We start from the raw sequence: 21,242 nt of genomic DNA on the forward strand, positions 1-21,242 counted from the left end.
CATGATCGCATTCTTTGCAGCCTTTGCGTTTTTGGCTGCAATTGTTCTGGGACTGATCTGAAATCTCGAGGTTGGTCCGGCAGGGAAATAGAATTGTGGCGCCTGCTAAGGCTCTTCAAAGATGGGCTGGACCGGATTTTTTATCTGCAACGAGGAAAGAAAAAACAACCAAAGCAACACCAAGCGGCTGCACATAAGAGCAACACGAAATGTAAAGTGCAGTGGAGTGCGTGACTGCGTTGCAGACAACGTGAAAAGAGATTCACGGGGGCGTACAACATGGAAAACCGGCGTGGGCTTAAGAAGCCGCGCCGGTTTTTTCATTCTCTCTCGGTTTTGGGAGCGGGACGCTGCGCGTCTTAGGCTGCCAGTTGCTCTGCAAGCGAAATCGCATCCGCGCGCTTGTCCGGGTTGACCATCAACTGATCCGCTGCGATCACGGTCACATCAGTGATACCCAGGAAACCAAGGAAATGCTTTAGGTAGGTCGTCGCGAAGTCGATCTCAGACCCGGCCTGTGTACCACCGGACGCCACTGCTATGATCGCTTTTTTGTCTTTCAAAAGACCAACAGGACCGTTCTCGGTGTACTGGAACGTCTCCCGAGCGCGCGCGACCTGGTCGATCCAAGCTTTCAAAGCTGCAGGCACCGAAAAATTGTAAATCGGTGTACCAATGACAACCACGTCCGCCGCCTTCAGCTCTGAAACAAGCGTGTCGGACACGGCGAGTTTCAAGCGCTGCTCAGGCGTGCGCTCAGCCGGATCTGTGAAAGTCGCTCCGACCCAGGTCTCATCAATAAATGGCAGACCTTGAGACACGTCGCGGGTCAGGATCTTCGCATCCCGGTTCGCCGTCGCAAGCGACTTGACCAGCGTCTCAGTCAGCTCTCGCGTTACGGAGCCGGTTTTGCGCGCGGATGCGTCAATATGCAGGATCGTCTTAACATCAGAGCTCATCGGTCTCTCCAGAGTCATGTCGCCAGCGGACATCGCCGGTTTGTTCATGAATAAGAGGTAATAAACTCAACCTTGATCGACTATATATGAAATTGTGAACGATATATTCGAGGACGCGTAACAATCGATCTGATCGGGCCGACACGAAAAATCCCCGGCGTTCAGCCGGGGATCCTGATCGTTGGCCAAGACAAAACGCAGCTTATCGGTACGGCGCCTTGCCGAATGCATTGATCGTCTCGAGGCGCTCCAGATTGATGATCGCTGACAACATCAAGCGATCCTGGCTCCAGTCCGCAGGCTTTTGAATAGCAAGCCCGGTAAGGAACACCACCGCTGCCATTGGAACAATCACCAAGGCCACCAGCCCGGTATGCGGTTTGGCCCGGTCTTGTTCCATCAACGCTTCGACACGGCTGCGGAGCTTTTGGGATGGCGAGCGCCGAAGCAAGCGGTCCTGCACCTCGATCAGCGCGACGGCTGCAACGCTGGATCGGTTTTGGTTTAAAAAGGCTTCGCGCTTTTGGATCCCGGCTTTCGCGGCGCGCAACAGGCACATGCAATAAGACTTCAGATCCACTTGCGCGTTCTCCGCGACCTTTTGATCGCAAGCCAGTTCACGCAGGCGCTCGACCTCGGACTTCCAGATGTAGAAGAACGGGTTCCAGAAAAACAACGGGCGCAGGAGTTCCAGACCGATCTCCCACGTCACATCCCCTTGCCGTAGATGCTCAAACTCATGTTTCAAAACGAGCTTGAGATCTTCGCTCTGGGTCAAAAGCTCGCTTGGCAATACCACGTAATTCCGGGTCAAACCGCGAGCCGAATACGGAACAACGGCTGTATCAGAGAGCAAAAGCCGGAGCCTGCCGTGGTCCCGCCAGACATGACAAGAGGCCAAAGCTCGGTTCAGCTGAATGAAGCCTTTGGCGAGTTTCAGCCCGAAAAACGTGACGCCTGCAAGGAACACCGCCACGATCCCTGCGCCAAGCACAGAGGTCAGGGACAAGATTTCCGAAGAAAGCTGTGCTCGCAGGCCCAAAAGAGACTGGAAATCCTGCGCCGGAATGGCAATACCGCCCCGCAAATACTGCGAGACGACCATATCGGACAGGTTCACGGACATGGCTCCCGGAACAACACCAGCATCCAGAAGATGACGGTAAAGGGCAACGACACCCGGAGAGAGCGCGGTGATGACAAACAAGCCATTCAACAGACCGAGCTGAACGGAATAGGCCAGTTTGATGCCCAATCGCTCCAGGACCAATTTCGCGACCAGCCAAACCACCGCCGTGATGGCGAAGGTTATGTTGAGGTCGATGTAGATATCGAAAATCTGGTTAGGTAGCGTCATCTGTCCTCCTCCTGTCCAGTAACGCTCTTATTTCCTCCAGATCGTTCTCCGAAAGATCGTAGTCGTCGACGAGACGCGCCACCAATGAGGCGGGCGTCCCGTCGAACAACTTGTCTGACAAGTTTCGCAAGGAACGGGACTGGTAGGAATCTTTGGAGAGCCGCGGGGAATAGATCAGTGTCTTCCCATCTTTTCGGCTGTCCACGAAGCCCTTTTCATCCAGAATCCGCATGATCGTTGCACAGGACGTATAGGCAAGTTTTCTCTCCGGCGGCAAACATGCGAGGATATCCCGCACGGACCCTTCGCCGATTTTCCAAAGTTCAGTCATGAACTCCAGTTCGACTTCGGTGAGCAACTCGTTGCTTTTACGCTTTCTCATTCTCGTCCTGCAATCATGCGGTTCGGATGGAACTTAACATCCCTATTTTTGCACCATCTCTTGTGAAACTTCTACGTCTAATCTTTGCGTCCAGCCGGCACTAAACCTTCCAGAAGCAGAAGACACCCCAGCCAATACTGATTGCCAACGGCCACCACAGCGGCATGCCGACCAGACCCAGCCAGGCCAGGAAGATATAGGCCGTTCCGAGCAACGTGATGAAGAGGCGATCACCACGGGTCGTGGTCAGACGCAGAATGCCGACGCGTTCTGCTCCGCCAGGGAATTTCAGCTCGAGCACCGTCAGGAACCCGATTGCGCTGAAGATGCCGACAAACAACAGGGCCGTCGGCCAGGTCCAGGCCATCCATCCCAGCATTACACCCTCCCCAGGGCAAAGCCCTTGGCAATGTAGTTACGGACAAAGTAGATCACGATCGCGCCCGGGATGATTGTCAGCGTCCCGGCGGCCGCCAAAAGCCCAAGTTCATATCCGGCTGACGACGCCGTCCGTGTCATGACGGCGGCAATCGGCTTTGCCTCAACCGCTGTCAGTGTCTTGGACAGAAGCATTTCCACCCAGGAGAACATGAAGCAGAAGAAAGCTGCGACACCCACACCGGATTTGATGGCCGGCAGGAAGATCGTCATGAAGAACCGCGGGAAGGAGTATCCGTCGACGTAAGCGGTCTCGTCCAGTTCCTTCGGCACACCGCTCATGAACCCTTCCAGGATCCAGACCGCCAGCGGCACATTGAACAGGCAGTGCGCAAGTGCAACAGCCAAGTGCGTGTCGAACAAGCCAACGGCGGAATAGAGCTGGAAGAACGGCAGTGCGAAGACGGCGGCCGGCGCCATCCGGTTGGTGAGCAACCAGAAGAACAGATGCTTGTCGCCCACGAAAGAGTAGCGGGAGAAGGCATACGCTGCCGGCAGAGCCACAGACACCGAGATCACCGTGTTGAGTGTCACGTAGATGATCGAGTTGATGTAGCCCCAGTACCATGTCGGATCGGTGAAGATCGCGATGTAGTTTTCGAACGTCCAAGTCTGCGGGAACAAGGAGAACCCGGAAAGGATCTCGTTGGTGGTTTTGAAACTCATCGCGACGAGCCAATAAATCGGCAACATCAAGAAGAGGATGTACAGGATGGGAACCAGATTTCTCATTCTCATGATGGTTCTCCTCAAGCTTTGTTGTCGTCTTTCGTCATCAGCGTGTAGAACAACCAGGAGGTCAGCAGCGTGATGGCGAAATAGATGAGGGACATGGCGGCAGCCGGACCAAGGTCGAACTGACCAAGGGCGATTTTCACCAGATCGATGGACAAAAGCGTGGTCGAGTTGCCAGGACCACCACCGGTCAAGACGAACGGTTCCGTGTAGATGTTGAAGCTGTCCATGAAGCGGAGCAGGATCGCGATCGTCAGAACCGTTTTCATCTTCGGCAACTGAATGAAGCGGAACACGGCCCAGTTGGACGCACCATCGATCTCAGCAGCCTGATAGTAGGCGTTCGGAATGGACACCAAACCGGCATAGCTCAGGAGCACGACCAAAGACGTCCAGTGCCAGACATCCATAACGATGATCGTTACCCATGCAGCAACCGGATCCTGGGTCATGTCGTAGGAAATACCCAGAGTGTGGTTCAGGAAGTACCCGAGAAGGCCGATATCCGGCAGGGTGAAGATGTTCCACATCGCACCGACCACGTTCCACGGGATCAGCATCGGCAGAGCCATCAGAACCAGGCAGACCGGAACCCAAGGCCCCTTCTTCGGCATGGAAAGCGCGATCGCAATGCCAAGAGGGATCTCGATGATCAGGATCATGAAGGTGAAGAAAAACTGGCGGCCAAGCGCATTATGAAAGCGTTCGGACTGCAGAACTTCCTGGAACCAGCGAAGGCCTTCCCAGAAGAACAGGTTGTCGCCAAAGGTCTCCTGAACGGAGTAGTTCACCACGGTCATCATCGGGATGAGCGCATTGAACGCCACCAGAAGGAGAACCGGAAGAACAAAGAACCAAGCGCGTTGATTTTGCGTTTTCATCAGGCAGCCTCCTCTGGGGAACTGGCCAACCAGCCGTCCTTGTAAAGACGGGTCTGGGATTGTTTGAACTGAAGCTTCACGGCCTCACCGGCGCTTGGCGCCTCCCCTTCCAGGATTGCGTGAATGCGGCTGTCATGAGCGATGGCTTCCACCACCTTGTGACGGCCAACGTCGGCAACCTTGCGGACAACGGCTTCAACGCCCTGCCCATTGGAAGCAATGGAGACAAATTCCGGACGAATGCCGACTTCAGCGCCGCCATCTGCAACGTCCTTGGCCGGACCCTCAAGGCTCACTTGTTCACCGCCGAAGAAGGCAGCGCCGCCTTTCACATCACACGGCAGGACGTTCATGCCTGGAGAACCGATGAAGTGTCCAACGAAGGTGTGCGCAGGCCGCTCGAACAACTCGACCGGGGTGCCCATCTGAACGATTTCACCGTCCTGCATCACGACGACCTTGTCCGCGAACGTCAGAGCTTCGGTCTGATCGTGCGTCACGTAGATCATGGTCGCCTTCACCCTCTGGTGGAGTTCCTTCAGCTTGGAACGGAGCTTCCACTTCAGGTGCGGATCGATCACGGTCAGCGGCTCATCGAACATCACGACGTTGACGTCCTGGCGAACGAGACCGCGGCCCATCGAGATTTTCTGTTTGTTGTCCGGTGACAGGTTCGCCGCACGGGTGTTCAGCATGTCCGTGACTTCAAGCATCTCGGCAATCGCGGTGACCCGCTGCTTGACGATGTCCTCGTCACGGCCCCGGTTGCGCAGCGGGAACGCCAGATTGTCGTAAACAGTCATCGTGTCGTAGATGACCGGGAACTGGAACACCTGAGCGATGTTGCGTTTTGCCGGCGGCAGAGATGTCACGTCCTGATCGCCGAAAAGGATCTTACCTTCCGAGGGAACGAGCAGGCCGGAGATGATGTTGAGAAGCGTGGACTTGCCGCAGCCGGACGGCCCAAGAAGCGCATACGCTCCACCGTCTTCCCACGTCAGGTCGATCTTCTTCAGCGCATAGTCAGCATCACTCTTTGGATTGGGGTGATAGCTGTGACGCAGATTTGAAAGCGTGATTTGTGCCATTAAGTCCTCTCCTTACGCCACCAGCTCGCCACTCGGGGCAAAGAAGAAACAGTGGTTCGGATCCAGATAGAACGTGTGGACCTCACCAACGAAGTATGGATGCACGCCTGGAGACAAAGACACCCAGGACTGACCGTCCATATCGAAGTGCGCGCTGCTTTCAGAACCACTGAGCTCGGTAACCTGCACATGGCCCTCAAGGCGCACCGTGTTGTGTTCGGTCTCGACCGGCATGACGTGGTGCGGCCGGATGGCCAGCGTGTAAATGCCGTCGGAAATACCGGCAGCAGCACCGGAGAGTGTCCAGCGGGTCTGGTCGTTCAGGATGACCTCGTTCCCCTGCTTGGAGACCTCGGCCGTGTTGATCGGCGGGTTGGAGAACACCTTGGCGGCATCCAGATCTTTTGGCTGCCGGTAGATTTCCGCCGTTGGGCCGAACTGAACGACATTGCCATCGGTCATCAGCGCCGTGCGCCCGCCCAGAAGAAGTGCCTCTTCAGGTTCTGACGTCGCGTAGACAACGACGGCACCGCGTCCGGCAAACAGCTCGGGAAGCTGATCGCGCAATTCTTCGCGAAGTTTGTAATCGAGGTTGGCAAGCGGTTCATCGAGGAACACCGCGTCGCTTTCCTTGACGATCGCACGTGCAAGAGCACACCGCTGTTGCTGCCCACCGGACAACTCATGCGGATTGCGGTGCAGGTAAGGATCCAGCTTCATCAACTTTGCAGCTTCTGCAACGCGATCCGCGATCTCCGACTTGGCGACACCCGCGATCTTGAGCGGTGAGGCGATGTTGTCGAACACCGTCATGTGCGGGTAGTTGACGAAGAATTGGTGAACCAGGCTGATATTGCGCTTTTGCGCGCTCAGGCCGGACACGTCCTTGCCATTGATAATGATTTCACCGGTCGCGAGGCTGTCGAGGCCCGCCATCAGCTTGATGAGCGAGGTCTTGCCGGATCCGGTTTCTCCGAGCAGAACATTGAAATGCCCTGGTTCGAGAGACAAGGTGGTTTCCTTCACATGGGTGATGGAGCCCACGCGCTTACTGACGTTTTTAAGTTGTAAAGACATTTTTGCTGCCCGCGTCCGTCCAGGCCCAAGCGCGAATTCAGTGTCGCAGCCGCCTGTCACATTCGGATCGGTGAAGGACCGGGGACACGCCCCGGTCCGATGTTTTGGTCAAGTCAGATCAGGTGATCACTGCTGCCAGCGAGCAACCAGTTCGTCGTAGTTGACGGTTTCGCCCTGCGGCTTCTCGTTTGCGAGCTTGGCCTTCGGAGCACCCGGCTGAGACAGCCAGTATTCTGCGTCACGCTCTTCATTCAGACGCGGTCCGCAACCACCGTAGACGTTGGCACGCTCATCAGCCTGCTGCATACGGGACATGACGATGTCCATTTCCTGCGCGAGGCGGTCCATAGCCTCTTGCGGGGTGAATGCACCGGAGTTCACGTCACCGATCTGCTGCCACCAGATCTGGGCCAGCTTCGGATAATCCGGAACGTTGACACCGGTCGGGGACCAGGCAACACGATCCGGAGAGCGGTAGAACTCAACCAAGCCGCCGAGTTTCGGCGCACGCTCGGTGAAGGACTCGTGGTTGACGGTGCTGTCGCGGATGAACGTCAGACCCACGTGGCTCTTCTTGGTGTCGACTGTTTTGGAAACAACGAACTGAGCGTAGAGCCATGCAGCTTTTGCGCGGTCAACCGGAGTGGACTTCAGGATCGTCCAGGAACCCACGTCCTGGTAACCGACCTTCTGGCCTTTTTCCCAGTAAGGACCATGCGGGCTCGGAGCCATACGCCACAGCGGGGTACCCTCGTCGTCCACAGTGTTGTTGCCTTCAGACTTCGGCTTCACCATGTCCGCAGTAAATGCGGTGTACCAGAAGATCTGCTGAGCAACGTTGCCCTGGCTCAGAGCCGGCAGAGACTGGTAGAAGTCGAAGCTTGCAGCGCCTGGAGGCGCATAGTTGCGCAGCCACTCATCCCACTTGCGGATCGCGTAAACAGCCGCCGGGCCGTTTGCAGCACCACCGCGGGACACGGATGCACCAACCGGGTTACATGTGCCGGCTTCCATGCGGATGCCCCACTCGTCAACCGGAACGCCGTTCGGCTCGCCCTTGTCGCCTGCACCAGCCATGGAGAGCCATGCATCGGTCATGCGCCAGCCGAGATCGGGAGCGCGCTTACCATAGTCCATGTGACCGTAGATCGCGACGCCGTCGATTTCTTTGACATCATTAGAGAAGAACTCAGCGATGTCCTCGTATGCGGACCAGTTGACCGGAACGCCGAGATCGTAGCCGTACTTGTCCTTGAAGGCCTTTTTCAGGTCTTCACGGTCAAACCAGTCTTTACGGAACCAGTAGAGGTTCGCGAACTGCTGGTCGGGAAGCTGGTACAGATCGCCATCCGGACCGGTGGTGAACTGGATACCCATGAAGTCGTCGAGATCGAGACCCGGGTTGGTCACGTCTTTTGCGTCGCCTGCCATCCAGTCGGTCAGGTTGTAAGCGAGCTGCAGACGGGAGTGCGTGCCGATCAGGTCGGAGTCGTTGACATAAGCGTCATAGAGGTTCCGGCCGGTCTGCATCTGTGTCTGAACAGCCTGGACCACTTCACCTTCGCCGAGGATCTGGTGGTTCACCTTGATACCGGTGATTTCCTCAAAGGCTTTGGTCAGAACTTCGGACTCGTAAGAGTGAGTCGGAATGCCTTCGGACAGAACGTTGATTTCCATGCCGTTGAACGGTTCTGCGGCCTGAATGAACCACTGCATTTCTGCAAGCTGCTCATCCTTGGTCAGAACGGATGGCTGGAATTCCTGGTCGATCCACTTTTGTGCTGCCGCCTCATCGGCAAAAGCAGACCCTGCTCCTGCAATCACGGCGCTGGCCGCAACTGCGCAGAGAAGATACTTGCGCATCTTTATTTCCTCCCATGAGAGTATCTATGCCGACATTTATCCGGCTGTAATAAATTGGACTCACGGAAGCCGCATTGTCAAACTAAAAATTTAGTAGATAGTTTGAGTGGGTTTATTGAGACATAAGATGTTGAAAAATATAAATATTCTCAAAACAGGCTCGTTTGATAATTCTGGCTTTTCAGACGAAACGAAACCCGAAACAGCGCAATTGTGACACATATCTGACAAAAAACCAGCGAAATTTGCTTTCGAATTGCCCAAGTTGAAAACAGATTTGAAATTTAATCGACGCCATTCGCACTGCAAACGAAACTAAAATGACGCGGCGCAGCATAATCTGACAGTCATCCGGCAGATCTTTGTTAGCCTCTTCAGCGCATTTTTTGGATCAGTTCATGTCCTTCAGGAGGCGCCCGTGCTTCCGGGTTTCCTGGATGACATCGCCGAAGGTCTCAAAACCCTTCGACGTGAGGATGGGCAGCAATTTGCAGAGAGCCTCAGCGGTGGCTTCCGCATCGCCAAGCGCGGTGTGGCGGACTTCAGGCCGGATTTCTATGCAAAGCCTGTCACACAATGCATCGAGCGTGTGCACCTCGTTCGAGCCGAACACCACCGCTGACAAAAGCACCGTGTCCAGAATCGGATGGGGCCACTCCAAACCGGCAACTTTTCCGTATTTGTGCAAGAACGCCAGATCAAACGGCGCATTATGGGCAACGATGACCGACTCGCGCGCGAATTCATGGAAGTCCGCCACCGCCTCCAGAGGTTTGGGCGCATCGGCGACCATGGTGTCCGAGATCCCGTGAACCTTGCTGGAAGCAGGAGGAATAGGCCGGCCGGGATTGACCAATTGATCAATTCGTTCGCCGGGAACCATGCGTCCATTGACGACCCGAACGGCTCCGATCTGCACAATGTCGTCCTTGTTCGGCATCAAACCGGTTGTCTCGGTATCGAAGACCGTGAAGGAAAGCTCGCTGAGGGAACAGTTTTCAATGGCCTTTTCAGTATCGCGCTCGGTCAGATCAAAATCATAGATCAACGGGCGCGCAGCTTCAGGCGCTATGCGCGCATTCGTGCTGTCGATCAAGATCATGAACCCGGAGGCTTCGCTCAGCTTCTTCAAGCGCAGCTGAAACAAGAGATTGCCTTTGGTTCCATGCACCTCAACATCCACTTCCCGCCGGGTCTCGGTCAGTTGTTCAAACCCCGGCCGCAGTTCGCTTTCGGTGAAATAGTCGTAGATGGACGAGCTGAGGCGCGGAACATGCACCTGTTTCAAAACATCAGCAGCCTGTCCGTCATAGAGCATGATCTGATGGGTCGGACTGACCAAAACAATTGCAACCGGGATTTCCGTCAGCAGCAAAGCAAGATGTGCCCGCTCCGCTGCGAGCCGCGCGGTTTCTTCGGCGACAATCCCCTCAGCATCCTCCGAGGCTTTCAACAATTCGCCGGTTACAGCTGCAACGGCCGGCCCCAGATCCCCGAGATAGCGTGCTTCATTTTGATCGACAGAGACCTCTACACCAGCATGCGCCCTTGTGCGCATGGCCGCGGCAATGCGTTCGACCGGCTTGGCGACATTGGTGTCGAACAAAAACCAGCATCCGGTGAAGATCGCCAGTGAGAGAAAGAACAGAAGGATTCCGGAGAAGGTGAAAGCACCGGCCACACCAGTCTCTGCAGCGCGCGCCAATCCCATGTAAAGAGCAAGACCAATTGCCACCCAGACAGCCGCAGTCATTCCCAGGAACATAAGAAATACCCGCAATCGCAAACTGAGTGACGTCAGCATCATCCCACTCCGCAGATCGTTGACACCATTGGATCGCTCTCCGGCACCTGAACCCACTGGATGCCGTCGATTGTACCACTGTCTTCAAAGGTTACGGCGTCAATGAGGGCGGCCCGGCGCGTTTCGGTACAATCGGTCAGCACCGGCAACTTGTTCACCGTCGACCAGCGGCCGAAGTAGTAAGCGTCGGCGAGTTTCATCCCCGGCTGAGCGTCATGGGTTTTGATCGACAAGGTGTCGATCGCGACAAACCGCTCGACATAAGGCAGGGCGAAAGTCCAGGGCCGGTAGAAGGACCGGTTTTCAACGGTCTGCGCAACGACGAGACCCTCTGGCAGCGTCTCCCGGGTTCGTTCGTACCAGCCGTATTCACTTGAGATGGTGGTCGCGAGCATCGCAACACCCGCCATGACGGGGGCAAGCCACTTCGGCATCCGCCCGCCCAGCGCCCGGTTGATCAGCATCACAAGCCCTGCGGCAGCAATACCGGCAACAATCGTTGCAATCAGTTCAACAAACATTCACTCCCCCATCCGGATACCGATGAGACGCTAAGCCCCTCGTCCGGTATTTTTAATTCAGCATGCCACGGCCCTGCCCCGCCGACGATTGCATAGTTTTGACCACAACAAAGGCATCACGCAAATGGCTGCGCTCAAAGTCTGACAAGATCGAGGGTTGCATGTAGTTGTTCGGCGGCAAGCCCTGCTTGATCAAATCCACCTGGTGCAAGAGCCGCGTTTCAGCGATCAGGTCATAAGCGTCGATCAGATCACCGCCGCCGGATTGGCTCAACTGCCCCTTCTCCTTGGCCTCGACGAGCCGGGCTCGTGTGTTGACGGCCTTGATCTCACCGCGCAATGCATAGATCCGCCCGAGATCCACCACAGGCACAACGCCATTGTGCTTCATATCCAGGGTGTTCTTGTTTTCGCCGGACCGGATTGTTGCAAGGCCGCGCAGGAGATTGAGGGGCGGCGTATGCTTTAGCGAATTGCTGATCATATGCGCCACGAAAATCGAATTGCGGGCTGCCACTTCCAGGGTTTCCTCCTGGAGGTTTGCGAACAGAGGCACGTGCCCACCGATCGGCCGCAGGTCGAACATCACCGAACTCAGCATTTGCGCCATCGGATCCGGCTTGTCTATCCAGCCTTCAAAGTAGCTTTTCCAGACCTTGACCGGCTGACACCAGCGCGGATTGGTCGCCATCATGTCACCCGGACAATAGACATAGCCGCAGGTGTTGAGACCATCGCAGACGAACTTCGCAAGTTCCGCAAAATACCCGGTCTGATCCGCTTCCGTAACGCTGTCATCCAGGAACAGGCAATTGTCCTGATCGCTTACGCCTGTCTGCTCCTGCCGCCCCTGTGATCCGCACGCGAGCCACAGATAGGGAACCGGAGCCGGACCAAGTTTCTCCTCGGCAAGTGCGAGCAGGCGCCGGGTTGTTGTGTCAGCAATGTCGGTGATCAAACGGGTCACCACTTCATGGCGGTTGCCGCTGCCGACCAACTGAACCAGTAGGTTGGGAATACGGGCCGTCACCTTTGCAATCTCTTCGGCCGTCGCCGCATTGGTGATTTCGCCGACCAATTCGGCCGAACTGACAGCTTGAAACCGGGTCAGGTCCGTTTGCGTTACGATACCGGCCAGCTTTCCACCCTCAACAATCGGAACATGGCCGATCCGGCGTTCCATCATCAGGTGCAAGACATCGGAACCAATTGACGACGGAGCGAGCGTCACCGGGTTCGCGGTCATCACCGCGTCCACGGGTGTTTCAATTGGCCGACCCTCTGCCAGTATCTTTCCGGAGAGGTCCCGAATGGTGACGATCCCGATCAAGGCGTTACCGGAATTGACCACACAAAGCGAGGAGACATGGTTCTCCCGCATTCTTTTTGCGGCCAATTGAACGGTGTCATCCGCCGCGCATGTGATTGGCTTGCCCGCCATAAAGGTCGAAACCTGCGTGGTTGCCAGGTCTCTTTCCCGCGCTTGCGGTTTCCGGCTCCGGTCGAAAAAGCGGGCGAAAGGTTGGTGATCCTTAATGAGATCTTTGAACAGTCCAGAAGGAACGACCAACAAGGTCGCGGCGGTGTCTGCGGTCGCGGTTGTCACCGCAAGTCCGTTTTTCAACAGCCCGCGCTCACCGAAAGAGTTTCTCGATCCAAGGTAACTGAGAACAGCGCCCTGCTCGTCCCGTACCTCGATCGCGCCATCGTAGATTATAAAAAGGCCCGGAATGCTGCTGCCGAATTCGTAGACCGAAGTGCCCGGCTCCAGATCTCGGACTTCGATTTGCCCTATGATGGCACTTTGCACCTCGGCAGGCAGGGCATCATAAGGATGCACCGATCTTAGGAACTGCAGGATCTGATCGGATGTCAGCGACATGGCACAGCCTTTTGAACCGGTAACAAAAAGTCCTGCCCAGTAAGAACCGGGCAGGACAAGATCGGAACTGAACGGGCCGCCGCAAGCAGCGGCCCGGACAGGTTTTAGTGATCCTGAGCTGCAGCGGCTCCGCGCGGGATCCGAACGCTCTGAACGAGCTCTTCGATTTCCGTCGGGATCGGGTCCGAGGCCTTGGAGACAAAGTAGGCGACGGTGAAGTTCACCATGGCACCAATTGCACCGAAAGACGTGGACTTGATCGGACCGAGCAGCGGATCAGCATCTGTGAAGGAGTTGGTGCCCGGAATGAACAGCCAGCCCTTGTGCAGGAAGATGTAGATCAGCGTGACGGAGATACCTGCGATCATCCCGGCAACCGCACCGCGGCTGTTCACCTTGGTGAAGATGCCCATCATCAGGGCGGGGAAGATCGAGGCCGCCGCAAGTCCGAAGGCCAGGGCCACCGTCTGCGCCGCGAATCCGGGTGGATTCAAGCCCAAATAGGTTGCCACAACAATCGCGACCGCCATGGCTATTCGTGCCGATAACAGTTCGCCCTTCTCCGAGATGTTTGGATTGTAGGCCCCCTTGATCAAGTCATGCGACACCGCTGACGAGATCGCGAGCAACAATCCGGCCGCCGTCGACAGCGCTGCTGCCAGACCACCCGCGGCCACCAGACCAATCACCCAACTCGGAAGGTTGGCGATCTCCGGGTTTGCCAGAACAAGGATGTCGCGGTTGAACTTGGTCAGCTCGTTGCCTTCCCAGCCCTTTTCCGCAGCAACTGCTTGCAGATCAGCATTCTTGTCGTTGTAGTACTGGATCTTGCCATCGCCGTTCTTGTCTTCCCAGTCCAGAAGACCGGTTTTCTGCCACGTCGACATCCAGTCGTACTTCGAGTCGTTTTCGATCTGCTCCACAGCAACAGCGCCACCGTTGATACCGCCATTAGGCCACATCATTTCAGTGATGTTGAGACGCGCCATTGCGCCCACAGCCGGAGCTGTCAGATAAAGAAGCGCAATGAAGACGAGCGTCCAACCGGCAGACCAGCGCGCATCGGAAACCTTCGGAACCGTAAAGAAGCGCATGATCACGTGCGGCAGGCCCGCAGTACCGATCATCAGGGACAGGGTGAAGAGAACCATGTTCAGCGTGTTGGCATGGTGAGCCGTGTAGGACGCAAAACCGAGTTCCGTAACCACCTGGTCCAGTTTGGCAAGCAGCGGCACACCGCTGGCAACATCATTGCCGAAAAGACCCAGACCCGGGATCGGGTTGCCGGTCAGCTGCAGCGAAATGAAGATCGCCGGGATGGTGTAAGCCGTGATCAAAACGCAGTACTGAGCCACCTGCGTGTAGGTCACGCCCTTCATGCCTCCGAAAACCGCGTAAGCGAAAACCACACACGCGCCGATCAGAAGACCGGTTGTGTTGTCAACTTCCAGGAAGCGGCCAAAGGCAACCCCAACACCGGTCATCTGACCGATAACGTAGGTTGTCGAGGCAACGATCAGGCAGACAACGGCAACGATACGGGCCGTCTGGCTGTAGAACCGGTCCCCGATGAATTCGGACACCGTGAACTTGCCGAACTTACGAAGGTAAGGCGCAAGCAGCAACGCCAACAGCACGTAGCCGCCGGTCCAGCCCATCAGGAACGAAGAGTTGTCGTAGCCGGTAAAGGCGATGAGGCCTGCCATGGAAATGAACGAGGCAGCTGACATCCAGTCCGCTGCGGTCGCCATTCCGTTGGTGACCGGGTGAACACCGCGGCCAGCGGCGTAAAATTCAGATGTAGACCCTGCGCGGGCCCAGATCGCGATGCCGATGTAGAGGGCGAAAGAGCCACCCACAAACAGCAGATTTATCGTAAACTGATCCATATCTCAGGCCGCCCTTATTCTTCGTCCACACCATGCTCGCGATCGAGCTGGTTCATGCGCCAGGCGTAAAAGAAGATCAGCCCGAGGAACACGAGGATGGAACCCTGCTGGGCAAACCAGAAGCCCAGATCGGTGCCGCCGACGGGAATGCCGCTCAGCAGCGGGCGCAGCAAAATGCCAAACCCGAAAGAGACCAGCGCCCAGATGACGAGGCTGATCTTGATGATGCGCATATTGGCGGACCAATATTCGTTGTTGGATGAGTTTTCGGACATACAGTCTCCTCCACTTGATCCTGTTAAGGTTCAAACGCCCCGGCGAACGCGGCGCCTCAATCGCGTGTTTTGAATTGGAACCCTGAGCCTGGATGCTGGATGCTCGCGGTGGAGTGGCTGGGCCTTGAACACAGGAATTTCCGAAGATGCCCGAAAAAGCTGCGCCATGACTATTTACAACCAATTTTCTCCATTTGGCACGCACTCAGCACTTGGCCGAGGAACCCCCTTCCCTAGACCTCAATCTGTGACCCCGTTCAAAACGGGGTTCATACTGCTTGTTGACCTATCGTGACGATCGTCACCGAACTTCACTGGAATGCGAGTTTAGTTTTCTATCGATGCGCAAAATATACTCAAGACTACTTACGTAGCCCCATACTTCAGTAGGGGCTTCGTAAGTCTATTAGACTAACGAATTAAACTTTAGAAATAAGAACTTGACGCGTGCGGAACACATCCGAAGAACAGTTTTGAGCAGGTAAAACATGACCTGCCTCAGTTGAGCAAATGGGGCACTTATGCAGTGGCGCCCCGGGTCTCAATTTCATGGATTTCAATCAATGCCGGACCGGATATCTTGGCCATATCGATCAGCGCGTCATTGAGCTGCGAAACATTTGTCAATCGGATTGACGGCAAGCCATAACCTTCCGCGATTTTCAGAAAATCCGGGGCGGATGGCGTCACGCCCTCTGGTTCAATCCCGCTGTCCTCCATGAAGGTGCGGATCTCACCGTATCCGTCATTGTTCCAGACAAGGAAGATGACATTTGCCTCGCAGTCTTTTGCCGATCCGATCTCGGCCAGCGAAAATTGAAATCCACCGTCGCCAACAATGCAAACCACCGGCACACCCGGTGCGCCGAGGCTCGCTCCCACAGCGGCAGGCGGACCATAGCCAAGGGCTCCAAAGCCGGTTGCGGCATTGAACCAGCCCTTCGGCTGTCCAGCTTCAAAATAGAGATTGCCGGAATAGATGGCCTGTGTGGAATCACCGACGATGATGCAGCCCGGGAGCGTATCGCGAATGGTCTCAAGAACCGCGATCTCTGCCTTCATCTTTGGAGTGAGTGCAGCAAGCGCCGCTTCACGGCAGGATTTTGCCCGAGCCGCGCCATCACTACGTCCGGTGTGATCGTGAAGAGCGGCCAGCAAATCGGCCACCAACTGATCAACTGCGGAAAGGATCGAAAGCGCAGCTGATGGTCCTCGGGCCAGCTGATCGGGATCGATGTCGACCCGTACAAGGTTTTCAAGTTCCGGGAAGCCGTTATCGGCATACATGTCGTAATCGGTCTGAGCCATCTGCGTGCCAAGCGCGATAACCAGATCGGCGTCCGACACAAGCGCGCGGACGGCCTTCAAGCTCGGGCTTGCCGGAACCGACAGCGGATGGCCCGCAAACATGCCTCTTGCGTTCACCGTCGTAACCAATGGCGCATCCAAAGTCTCGGCAAGTTGTTGAATCTCTTGAACTGCCGAGATCGATCCACCACCACACAGGATCACGGGTTGCTTCGCCGCCCGGCACTTGGCCGCGAGGTCAGTGACTTCTGTTGCAGCTCCTCGTGGGCAGCTGGCTATGACTGGCTTCCAGGTATCCATTGCAATCTTTTGCGGCATCACATCGGTCGGTATCTCGATGTGAACCGGACCTGGCCGGCGGGATTTCAGAACAGAGAAGGCCCGTTCCATCACGGCTGGAAGATCGTTTGGGTCAAGCAGCGTATGCGACATGACGGCCAGTGTTGCCATCATGGCCCGCTGATCGGGCAATTCATGCAACATACCGCGGCCATGACCGAGACTGTCCCGCGCGTTCACACCGGAGATCACCAGCATGGGGATCGAATCCTGGTAGGCCTGCGCCATCGCGGTGATGGTGTTGGTCAGCCCCGGCCCGGTGATCACCAAGGCAACGCCGGGCTTGCCGGTCACACGCGCATATCCATCTGCCATAAAGCCAGCCCCTTGCTCATGCCGAGGGGTGATGTGGCGGATGGGAGACGAGGCCAATCCGCGATAGAGCTCAACTGTATGAACGCCTGGAATGCCAAAGACAGTGTCAACGCCGTTGATCTCGAGAAGGTCAATCAGGGCTTCGCCAACAGTTTTCTCAACTACGCCCATTTCTTCGATCCCGTATTCGCCGCCAGCTCGTCTGCGAACGCCGCAATCTTCGTGGCCGCTTCCCGCAAGGTGTCATCTGCGACAGTCAATGAAAGGCGAATGAACCCTGCCGCCTGTTCGCCAAACGAGGCGCCTGGCATGACGGCAACGTGTTTTTCTTCCAGAAGGCGCGTTGCAAACGTTTCGCCATCCAGCCCGGTGCCACTGACATCAACCAGCAGAAACATGCCCGCTTCCGGCATCATGGGCCGCAAGGCACCATGACCGCCAAGATGTTCCATAAGGATTTTGGCACGCCGCTTGTAGCTCTCCCGCATGCGTTCAGCGGTATCAAACTCTCCAGAAACGGCCATCGCCGTCATATCCGCAATGAACGGTTGCCCGCCAAAGAGCATGGTTTCCGAGACTGCAAGCAACCGGTCGCAGAATTCTTCCGGGCCAACTGCCCATCCAGACCGGAAACCGGGCGCTGCGTGGGACTTGGAAATCGACGAGACGGCGATTGTCCGCTCTTGCAAAGCCTCCATGTCGAAGGGTGAAGCAAAGGTGCGCTCAAAGATCAGCTTTTCATAGACCTCATCACAGACAATCCAGAGATCATGACGCTGGCAAACCTCGCCAATTGTAGCAATTTCATCTGCAGTCAGTGCCGCACCGGTCGGATTGTGGGGCGTATTGAGAAGCAGCACTCGGGCATTGGGTGTTACGGCCGCTTCAAGGTCTTCCGGCTTGAGGTGAAACCCGTTTTCCGGACGCAAGGGGACCGGCACCATAGCCGCGCCGGTCGCAGCAATGACGCCTTCATAAGTCGCGTAGTAGGGATCCGGCACGAGCACCGCATCCCCGCCCTCAACAAGACCGAGCATCACCGCAAAAAGCGCTGTCTGCGTTCCTGGAAAGCAAAGAATGTTGCGCTCCGTAACACTTGGCCGGCGCTGCCGGTATTTTTCTGTCAAAGCGGCCACGATCTTCGGCTCACCGCGCCCGTTTGAATACCGGATCCGGCCAGCCCGCATCGACCGTTCAGCTTCATCCAGGAGCGCTTTGTCCGGCATGATGTCCGGCTCGCCAATCGTCAGCTCGATCACCGGTGTACCCGCATCCATCATCTCGCGGGCCTTCAGATGAACTGTCCATTTCCCGGATCCCAAATGGGTCAACCGGTCGGTGATCGACGCATAACGCATAGTCGGTCTCTCAGGTTTGTTGAGTGTCAGCAGCAAGAGAAATGCCGCCCAAAAGGACTTCCACAGACCGGACCGCAATGCCCGGCAAAGGTGTTTCGGAGAAAAGATCGCCCACCAGCGTGCCTTCCAGCCACAAGCCGTCGATCACGCCGTTGATCGCGATGGCAAGCTCTTGACATCGCTTGGTGTCCGCCGCTTGCCCGGATTCCGTGAGAACATCGGCGACAAGCGCTTCAAGCACAGACCGGAACGCCAGATAGCTCTCCCGGTGGATCTCGGCAAAGTCCGGGTCGACACGGACATGACTGATGAAGGCCGCCCAGAGTGACAGAGCACGGCCGTCGGCGACCGGCGGCGTCAGGTTCGCAACGATGAAGTCGTGCAACCGGGCACGGGCGCTCGATTGCCCCTTGTCGGCAGCGTCGGCGACCTTTGACGTCATGCCGGTCATGACTTCGCGATAGGCGGCCTGCAACATCTGATCTTTGCTGGAGAAATAGTGGCGGATGAGACCAGGCGTCACGCCAGCCCGCGTTGCCACTTCGCGCACGGTGGCGCCTTGCAATCCGAGCTCGGAAATACAGTCCAGTGTGGCAGTGATCAGATCTTGGCGGCGCTCGGCTTCAGGGGCCCTATGAAACGACCGACGGGTCATCTCACCACCCATTCGATAATGGTCAAAACCGGGACTTCATCCTGCAGGAGACAAGCGGCTGTAAACGTCGCACTCATTGCATCTCACGCCTCCCGTTTCTTGTGCCGCCGCCCAATATTGGGAGCGCAAGCGCATCATTATTGCGCTCAGATTCCGGCTTACTATACGACTGAATAATAAGCACACAAGCCCAAATTATACACTTGAATAATTTCTGAGCCGATGCAAAGCTTCTTGGAATGACCGGGCAGTCAGCTGGCGCTCTCCCGGAAACAACGACAAGCCAGCGGGGACAAAAACACCAACAGCTCTGGCAGTTTAGCTGGGCAATGGCGGAAGAATGGAAGATGTGGCGCCAGCCATAGAGGTGCGAGACCTCTTTAAGCGTTTTGGACCTCTCGAGGTGCTGAAGGGGGTTTCGATGACGGCCAACAAAGGAGACGTCATCGCCATCATCGGCGGGTCAGGCTCCGGCAAATCCACCTTCCTTCGATGCATCAACATGCTTGAACTTCCAAGTGCCGGATCCGTCACAATACATGGCGAAGCCATTGCGCTGAAAGACGACGGTCATCATGGCTTGCGCCCGGCGGACCGGAAACAAATCGAGCGCATCCGCAGCCAGCTGGCCATGGTCTTTCAAAGCTTCAATCTGTGGCAACACATGACGGTGCTGCAAAACGTCATTGAAGTGCCTGTCCGCGTGCTCGGAATGAAACGGGATGAGGCGATCGACATCGCCGAAACGTTGCTGCGCCGGGTCGGGTTGCACGAGAAGCAGGACGTCTATCCGGCCTTCTTGTCCGGCGGCCAGCAGCAACGCGCAGCCATTGCCCGCGCCCTGGCTGTCCAGCCGCTGGCGCTTCTCTTTGACGAACCCACGTCAGCGCTCGATCCGGAACTGGTTGGGGAAGTGCTCAGTGTTATCGGAGACCTGGCGAAAGAAAATAGAACCATGGTCCTCGTGACACACGAGATGAAGTTCGCGCGCGACGTCGCAAGCCACGTGATCTTTTTGCACAACGGCATCATCGAGGAACAGGGACCGCCGGACCAGGTCTTCGGCAACCCGAAATCGGAGAGACTGAAACAGTTCATCAGTTCGGTCCACTAGGCCGGATACTCACGGCCACACCGTGAGCCGGCAACCAGAGTGTCGAAGCCCTGCCGGGAGGAAAAGGCAGTCTTCGGCAAGTTCAAAGACCGGTCGTCCCGCACCTCGTCGCGGGCTGGCCATCCCGACCAATCGGGCAAACATAGTGAAAACAGGGGAACAGCATGAAACACATGATCAAAGCAGCTTTTGTGGCAACCGCAGTGAGCGTTGCAGCAATCTCCGGCGCCCAGGCGCAAGACGTTAAAGTCGGCGTTGCTGCCGAGCCATACCCGCCGTTCACCTCACCGGATGCTAGCGGCAATTGGGTCGGTTGGGAAGTCGAATTCATGGAAGCGATCTGCGCGGAAGCAAAGCTCAATTGTGTCATCACCCCGGTTGCCTGGGACGGCATCATCCCGGCGCTCACCTCCGGCAAGATCGACATGATCGTCGGCTCCATGTCGATCACCGAAGAACGTCTGAAAACCATCGACTTCTCCGACAAATATTACAACACGCCGACCAGCATCATCGGCGCCAAGGGTGACGACTTCGAAGCAACACCGGAAGGTCTGTCCGGGAAGATCCTCGGCGTTCAGGTCTCCACAATCCATGCGGCCTACGCGGACAAGTATTTCGCTCCGACCGCTGACGACATCAAGCAGTACCAGACACAGGACGAAGCCAATCAGGATCTGGCAGCCGGCCGGGTCGATGCGGTTCAGGCAGACGCCATCGCTCTTGACGCATTCTTGAAGTCTGACGCAGGCGCATGCTGCGAATACAAGGGCAATGTGGCTGATGATCCGGCCATTCTCGGTGCCGGTGTGGGCGTTGGCCTGCGCAAGGGCGAAGATGAGCTGAAAGAAAAGATCAACGCAGCAATTGCCGCGATCCGCGCCAACGGCACATACGAAGAGTTCTCCAAGGAGTACTTCGACTTCGACATCTACGGCGGTTAACGGCCAGCCTTCCGCTCTTCCGCCGGCGCACACTTGCGCCGGCGACCCTCTCCTTTTG

19 protein-coding genes are annotated in these 21,242 nt (G+C 56.5%); 2 read left to right on the top strand and 17 right to left on the bottom strand.

Annotated elements, in window-relative coordinates; translation table 11 throughout:
- Positions 1–359: 359 nt before the first annotated feature.
- The 17 genes from ACVDG4_RS13160 to ACVDG4_RS13240 form a co-directional block, all read right to left on the bottom strand.
- Positions 360–959: an FMN-dependent NADH-azoreductase gene (locus ACVDG4_RS13160; RefSeq protein WP_040452379.1), complete on the bottom strand. Its 600-nt coding sequence runs from the start codon at positions 957–959 to the stop codon at positions 360–362.
- 202 nt (positions 960–1,161) lie between these two features.
- Positions 1,162–2,316 (bottom strand): M56 family metallopeptidase, encoded by a 1,155-nt coding sequence (locus tag ACVDG4_RS13165; RefSeq protein ID WP_447235401.1) that lies wholly within the window; start codon positions 2,314–2,316, stop codon positions 1,162–1,164.
- A complete protein-coding gene (locus ACVDG4_RS13170) occupies positions 2,303–2,698 on the bottom strand; it encodes a BlaI/MecI/CopY family transcriptional regulator (RefSeq protein ID WP_133946206.1) in 396 nt (131 codons plus the stop codon). Before ACVDG4_RS13170 ends, ACVDG4_RS13165 begins: the two co-directional genes overlap by 14 nt.
- A gap of 100 nt (positions 2,699–2,798) precedes the next feature.
- Entirely contained in the window at positions 2,799–3,077 is a 279-nt protein-coding gene (locus ACVDG4_RS13175) for a DUF2160 domain-containing protein (RefSeq protein ID WP_133946204.1), read from the bottom strand.
- Positions 3,077–3,874, bottom strand: a complete 798-nt coding sequence (locus ACVDG4_RS13180; protein ID WP_133946202.1) for a carbohydrate ABC transporter permease — start codon at positions 3,872–3,874, stop codon at positions 3,077–3,079. Before ACVDG4_RS13180 ends, ACVDG4_RS13175 begins: the two co-directional genes overlap by 1 nt.
- 11 nt (positions 3,875–3,885) lie before the next feature.
- On the bottom strand, positions 3,886–4,755 hold the full coding sequence (locus tag ACVDG4_RS13185) for a carbohydrate ABC transporter permease (protein ID WP_208981338.1): 870 nt from the start codon (positions 4,753–4,755) through the stop codon (positions 3,886–3,888).
- Positions 4,752–5,840 (bottom strand): ABC transporter ATP-binding protein, encoded by a 1,089-nt coding sequence (locus ACVDG4_RS13190; RefSeq protein ID WP_133946200.1) that lies wholly within the window; start codon positions 5,838–5,840, stop codon positions 4,752–4,754. The genes ACVDG4_RS13185 and ACVDG4_RS13190 overlap by 4 nt, the downstream gene beginning before the upstream one ends.
- A 12-nt stretch (positions 5,841–5,852) precedes the next feature.
- Complete coding sequence (locus tag ACVDG4_RS13195; protein WP_447235402.1) at positions 5,853–6,917, bottom strand: ABC transporter ATP-binding protein; 1,065 nt, start codon at positions 6,915–6,917, stop codon at positions 5,853–5,855.
- Positions 6,918–7,043: 126 nt separating this feature from the next.
- Positions 7,044–8,780: an ABC transporter substrate-binding protein gene (locus ACVDG4_RS13200; RefSeq protein ID WP_306148960.1), complete on the bottom strand. Its 1,737-nt coding sequence runs from the start codon at positions 8,778–8,780 to the stop codon at positions 7,044–7,046.
- Between the two features lie 391 nt (positions 8,781–9,171).
- Positions 9,172–10,545: a 3'-5' exonuclease gene (locus tag ACVDG4_RS13205; protein WP_447235403.1), complete on the bottom strand. Its 1,374-nt coding sequence runs from the start codon at positions 10,543–10,545 to the stop codon at positions 9,172–9,174.
- 38 nt (positions 10,546–10,583) lie between these two features.
- The gene (locus ACVDG4_RS13210; RefSeq protein ID WP_040450874.1) at positions 10,584–11,105 is read right to left on the bottom strand and encodes a hypothetical protein; all 522 of its coding nucleotides are present in this window, start codon (positions 11,103–11,105) and stop codon (positions 10,584–10,586) included.
- Positions 11,106–11,157: 52 nt separating this feature from the next.
- Positions 11,158–12,987, bottom strand: coding sequence for a DUF294 nucleotidyltransferase-like domain-containing protein (locus ACVDG4_RS13215; RefSeq protein ID WP_447235404.1), 1,830 nt, complete (start codon positions 12,985–12,987; stop codon positions 11,158–11,160).
- 104 nt (positions 12,988–13,091) lie between these two features.
- Positions 13,092–14,876, bottom strand: a complete 1,785-nt coding sequence (locus ACVDG4_RS13220; RefSeq protein WP_133946189.1) for a sodium:solute symporter family protein — start codon at positions 14,874–14,876, stop codon at positions 13,092–13,094.
- A gap of 14 nt (positions 14,877–14,890) precedes the next feature.
- Positions 14,891–15,151 (bottom strand): DUF4212 domain-containing protein, encoded by a 261-nt coding sequence (locus ACVDG4_RS13225; protein WP_040450876.1) that lies wholly within the window; start codon positions 15,149–15,151, stop codon positions 14,891–14,893.
- A 519-nt stretch (positions 15,152–15,670) separates the two neighbouring features.
- Complete coding sequence (locus tag ACVDG4_RS13230; RefSeq protein WP_447235405.1) at positions 15,671–17,284, bottom strand: 5-guanidino-2-oxopentanoate decarboxylase; 1,614 nt, start codon at positions 17,282–17,284, stop codon at positions 15,671–15,673.
- Positions 17,275–18,471 carry a pyridoxal phosphate-dependent aminotransferase gene (locus ACVDG4_RS13235; RefSeq protein WP_447235406.1) on the bottom strand — a complete coding sequence of 399 codons (1,197 nt, stop codon included), beginning with the start codon at positions 18,469–18,471 and terminating at the stop codon, positions 17,275–17,277. The genes ACVDG4_RS13230 and ACVDG4_RS13235 overlap by 10 nt, the downstream gene beginning before the upstream one ends.
- A 10-nt stretch (positions 18,472–18,481) precedes the next feature.
- Positions 18,482–19,126: a TetR family transcriptional regulator C-terminal domain-containing protein gene (locus ACVDG4_RS13240; RefSeq protein WP_447235407.1), complete on the bottom strand. Its 645-nt coding sequence runs from the start codon at positions 19,124–19,126 to the stop codon at positions 18,482–18,484.
- A gap of 340 nt (positions 19,127–19,466) precedes the next feature.
- Here ACVDG4_RS13240 and ACVDG4_RS13245 point away from each other — a divergent pair, with 340 nt between their 5' ends.
- Positions 19,467–20,240 carry an ABC transporter ATP-binding protein gene (locus tag ACVDG4_RS13245; RefSeq protein ID WP_447235408.1) on the top strand — a complete coding sequence of 258 codons (774 nt, stop codon included), beginning with the start codon at positions 19,467–19,469 and terminating at the stop codon, positions 20,238–20,240.
- 173 nt (positions 20,241–20,413) lie between these two features.
- Positions 20,414–21,184 carry a transporter substrate-binding domain-containing protein gene (locus ACVDG4_RS13250; RefSeq protein WP_409694539.1) on the top strand — a complete coding sequence of 257 codons (771 nt, stop codon included), beginning with the start codon at positions 20,414–20,416 and terminating at the stop codon, positions 21,182–21,184.
- The last annotated feature ends 58 nt before the right edge of the window (positions 21,185–21,242 follow it).

The organism is Roseibium sp. MB-4 (genome assembly GCF_053005265.1).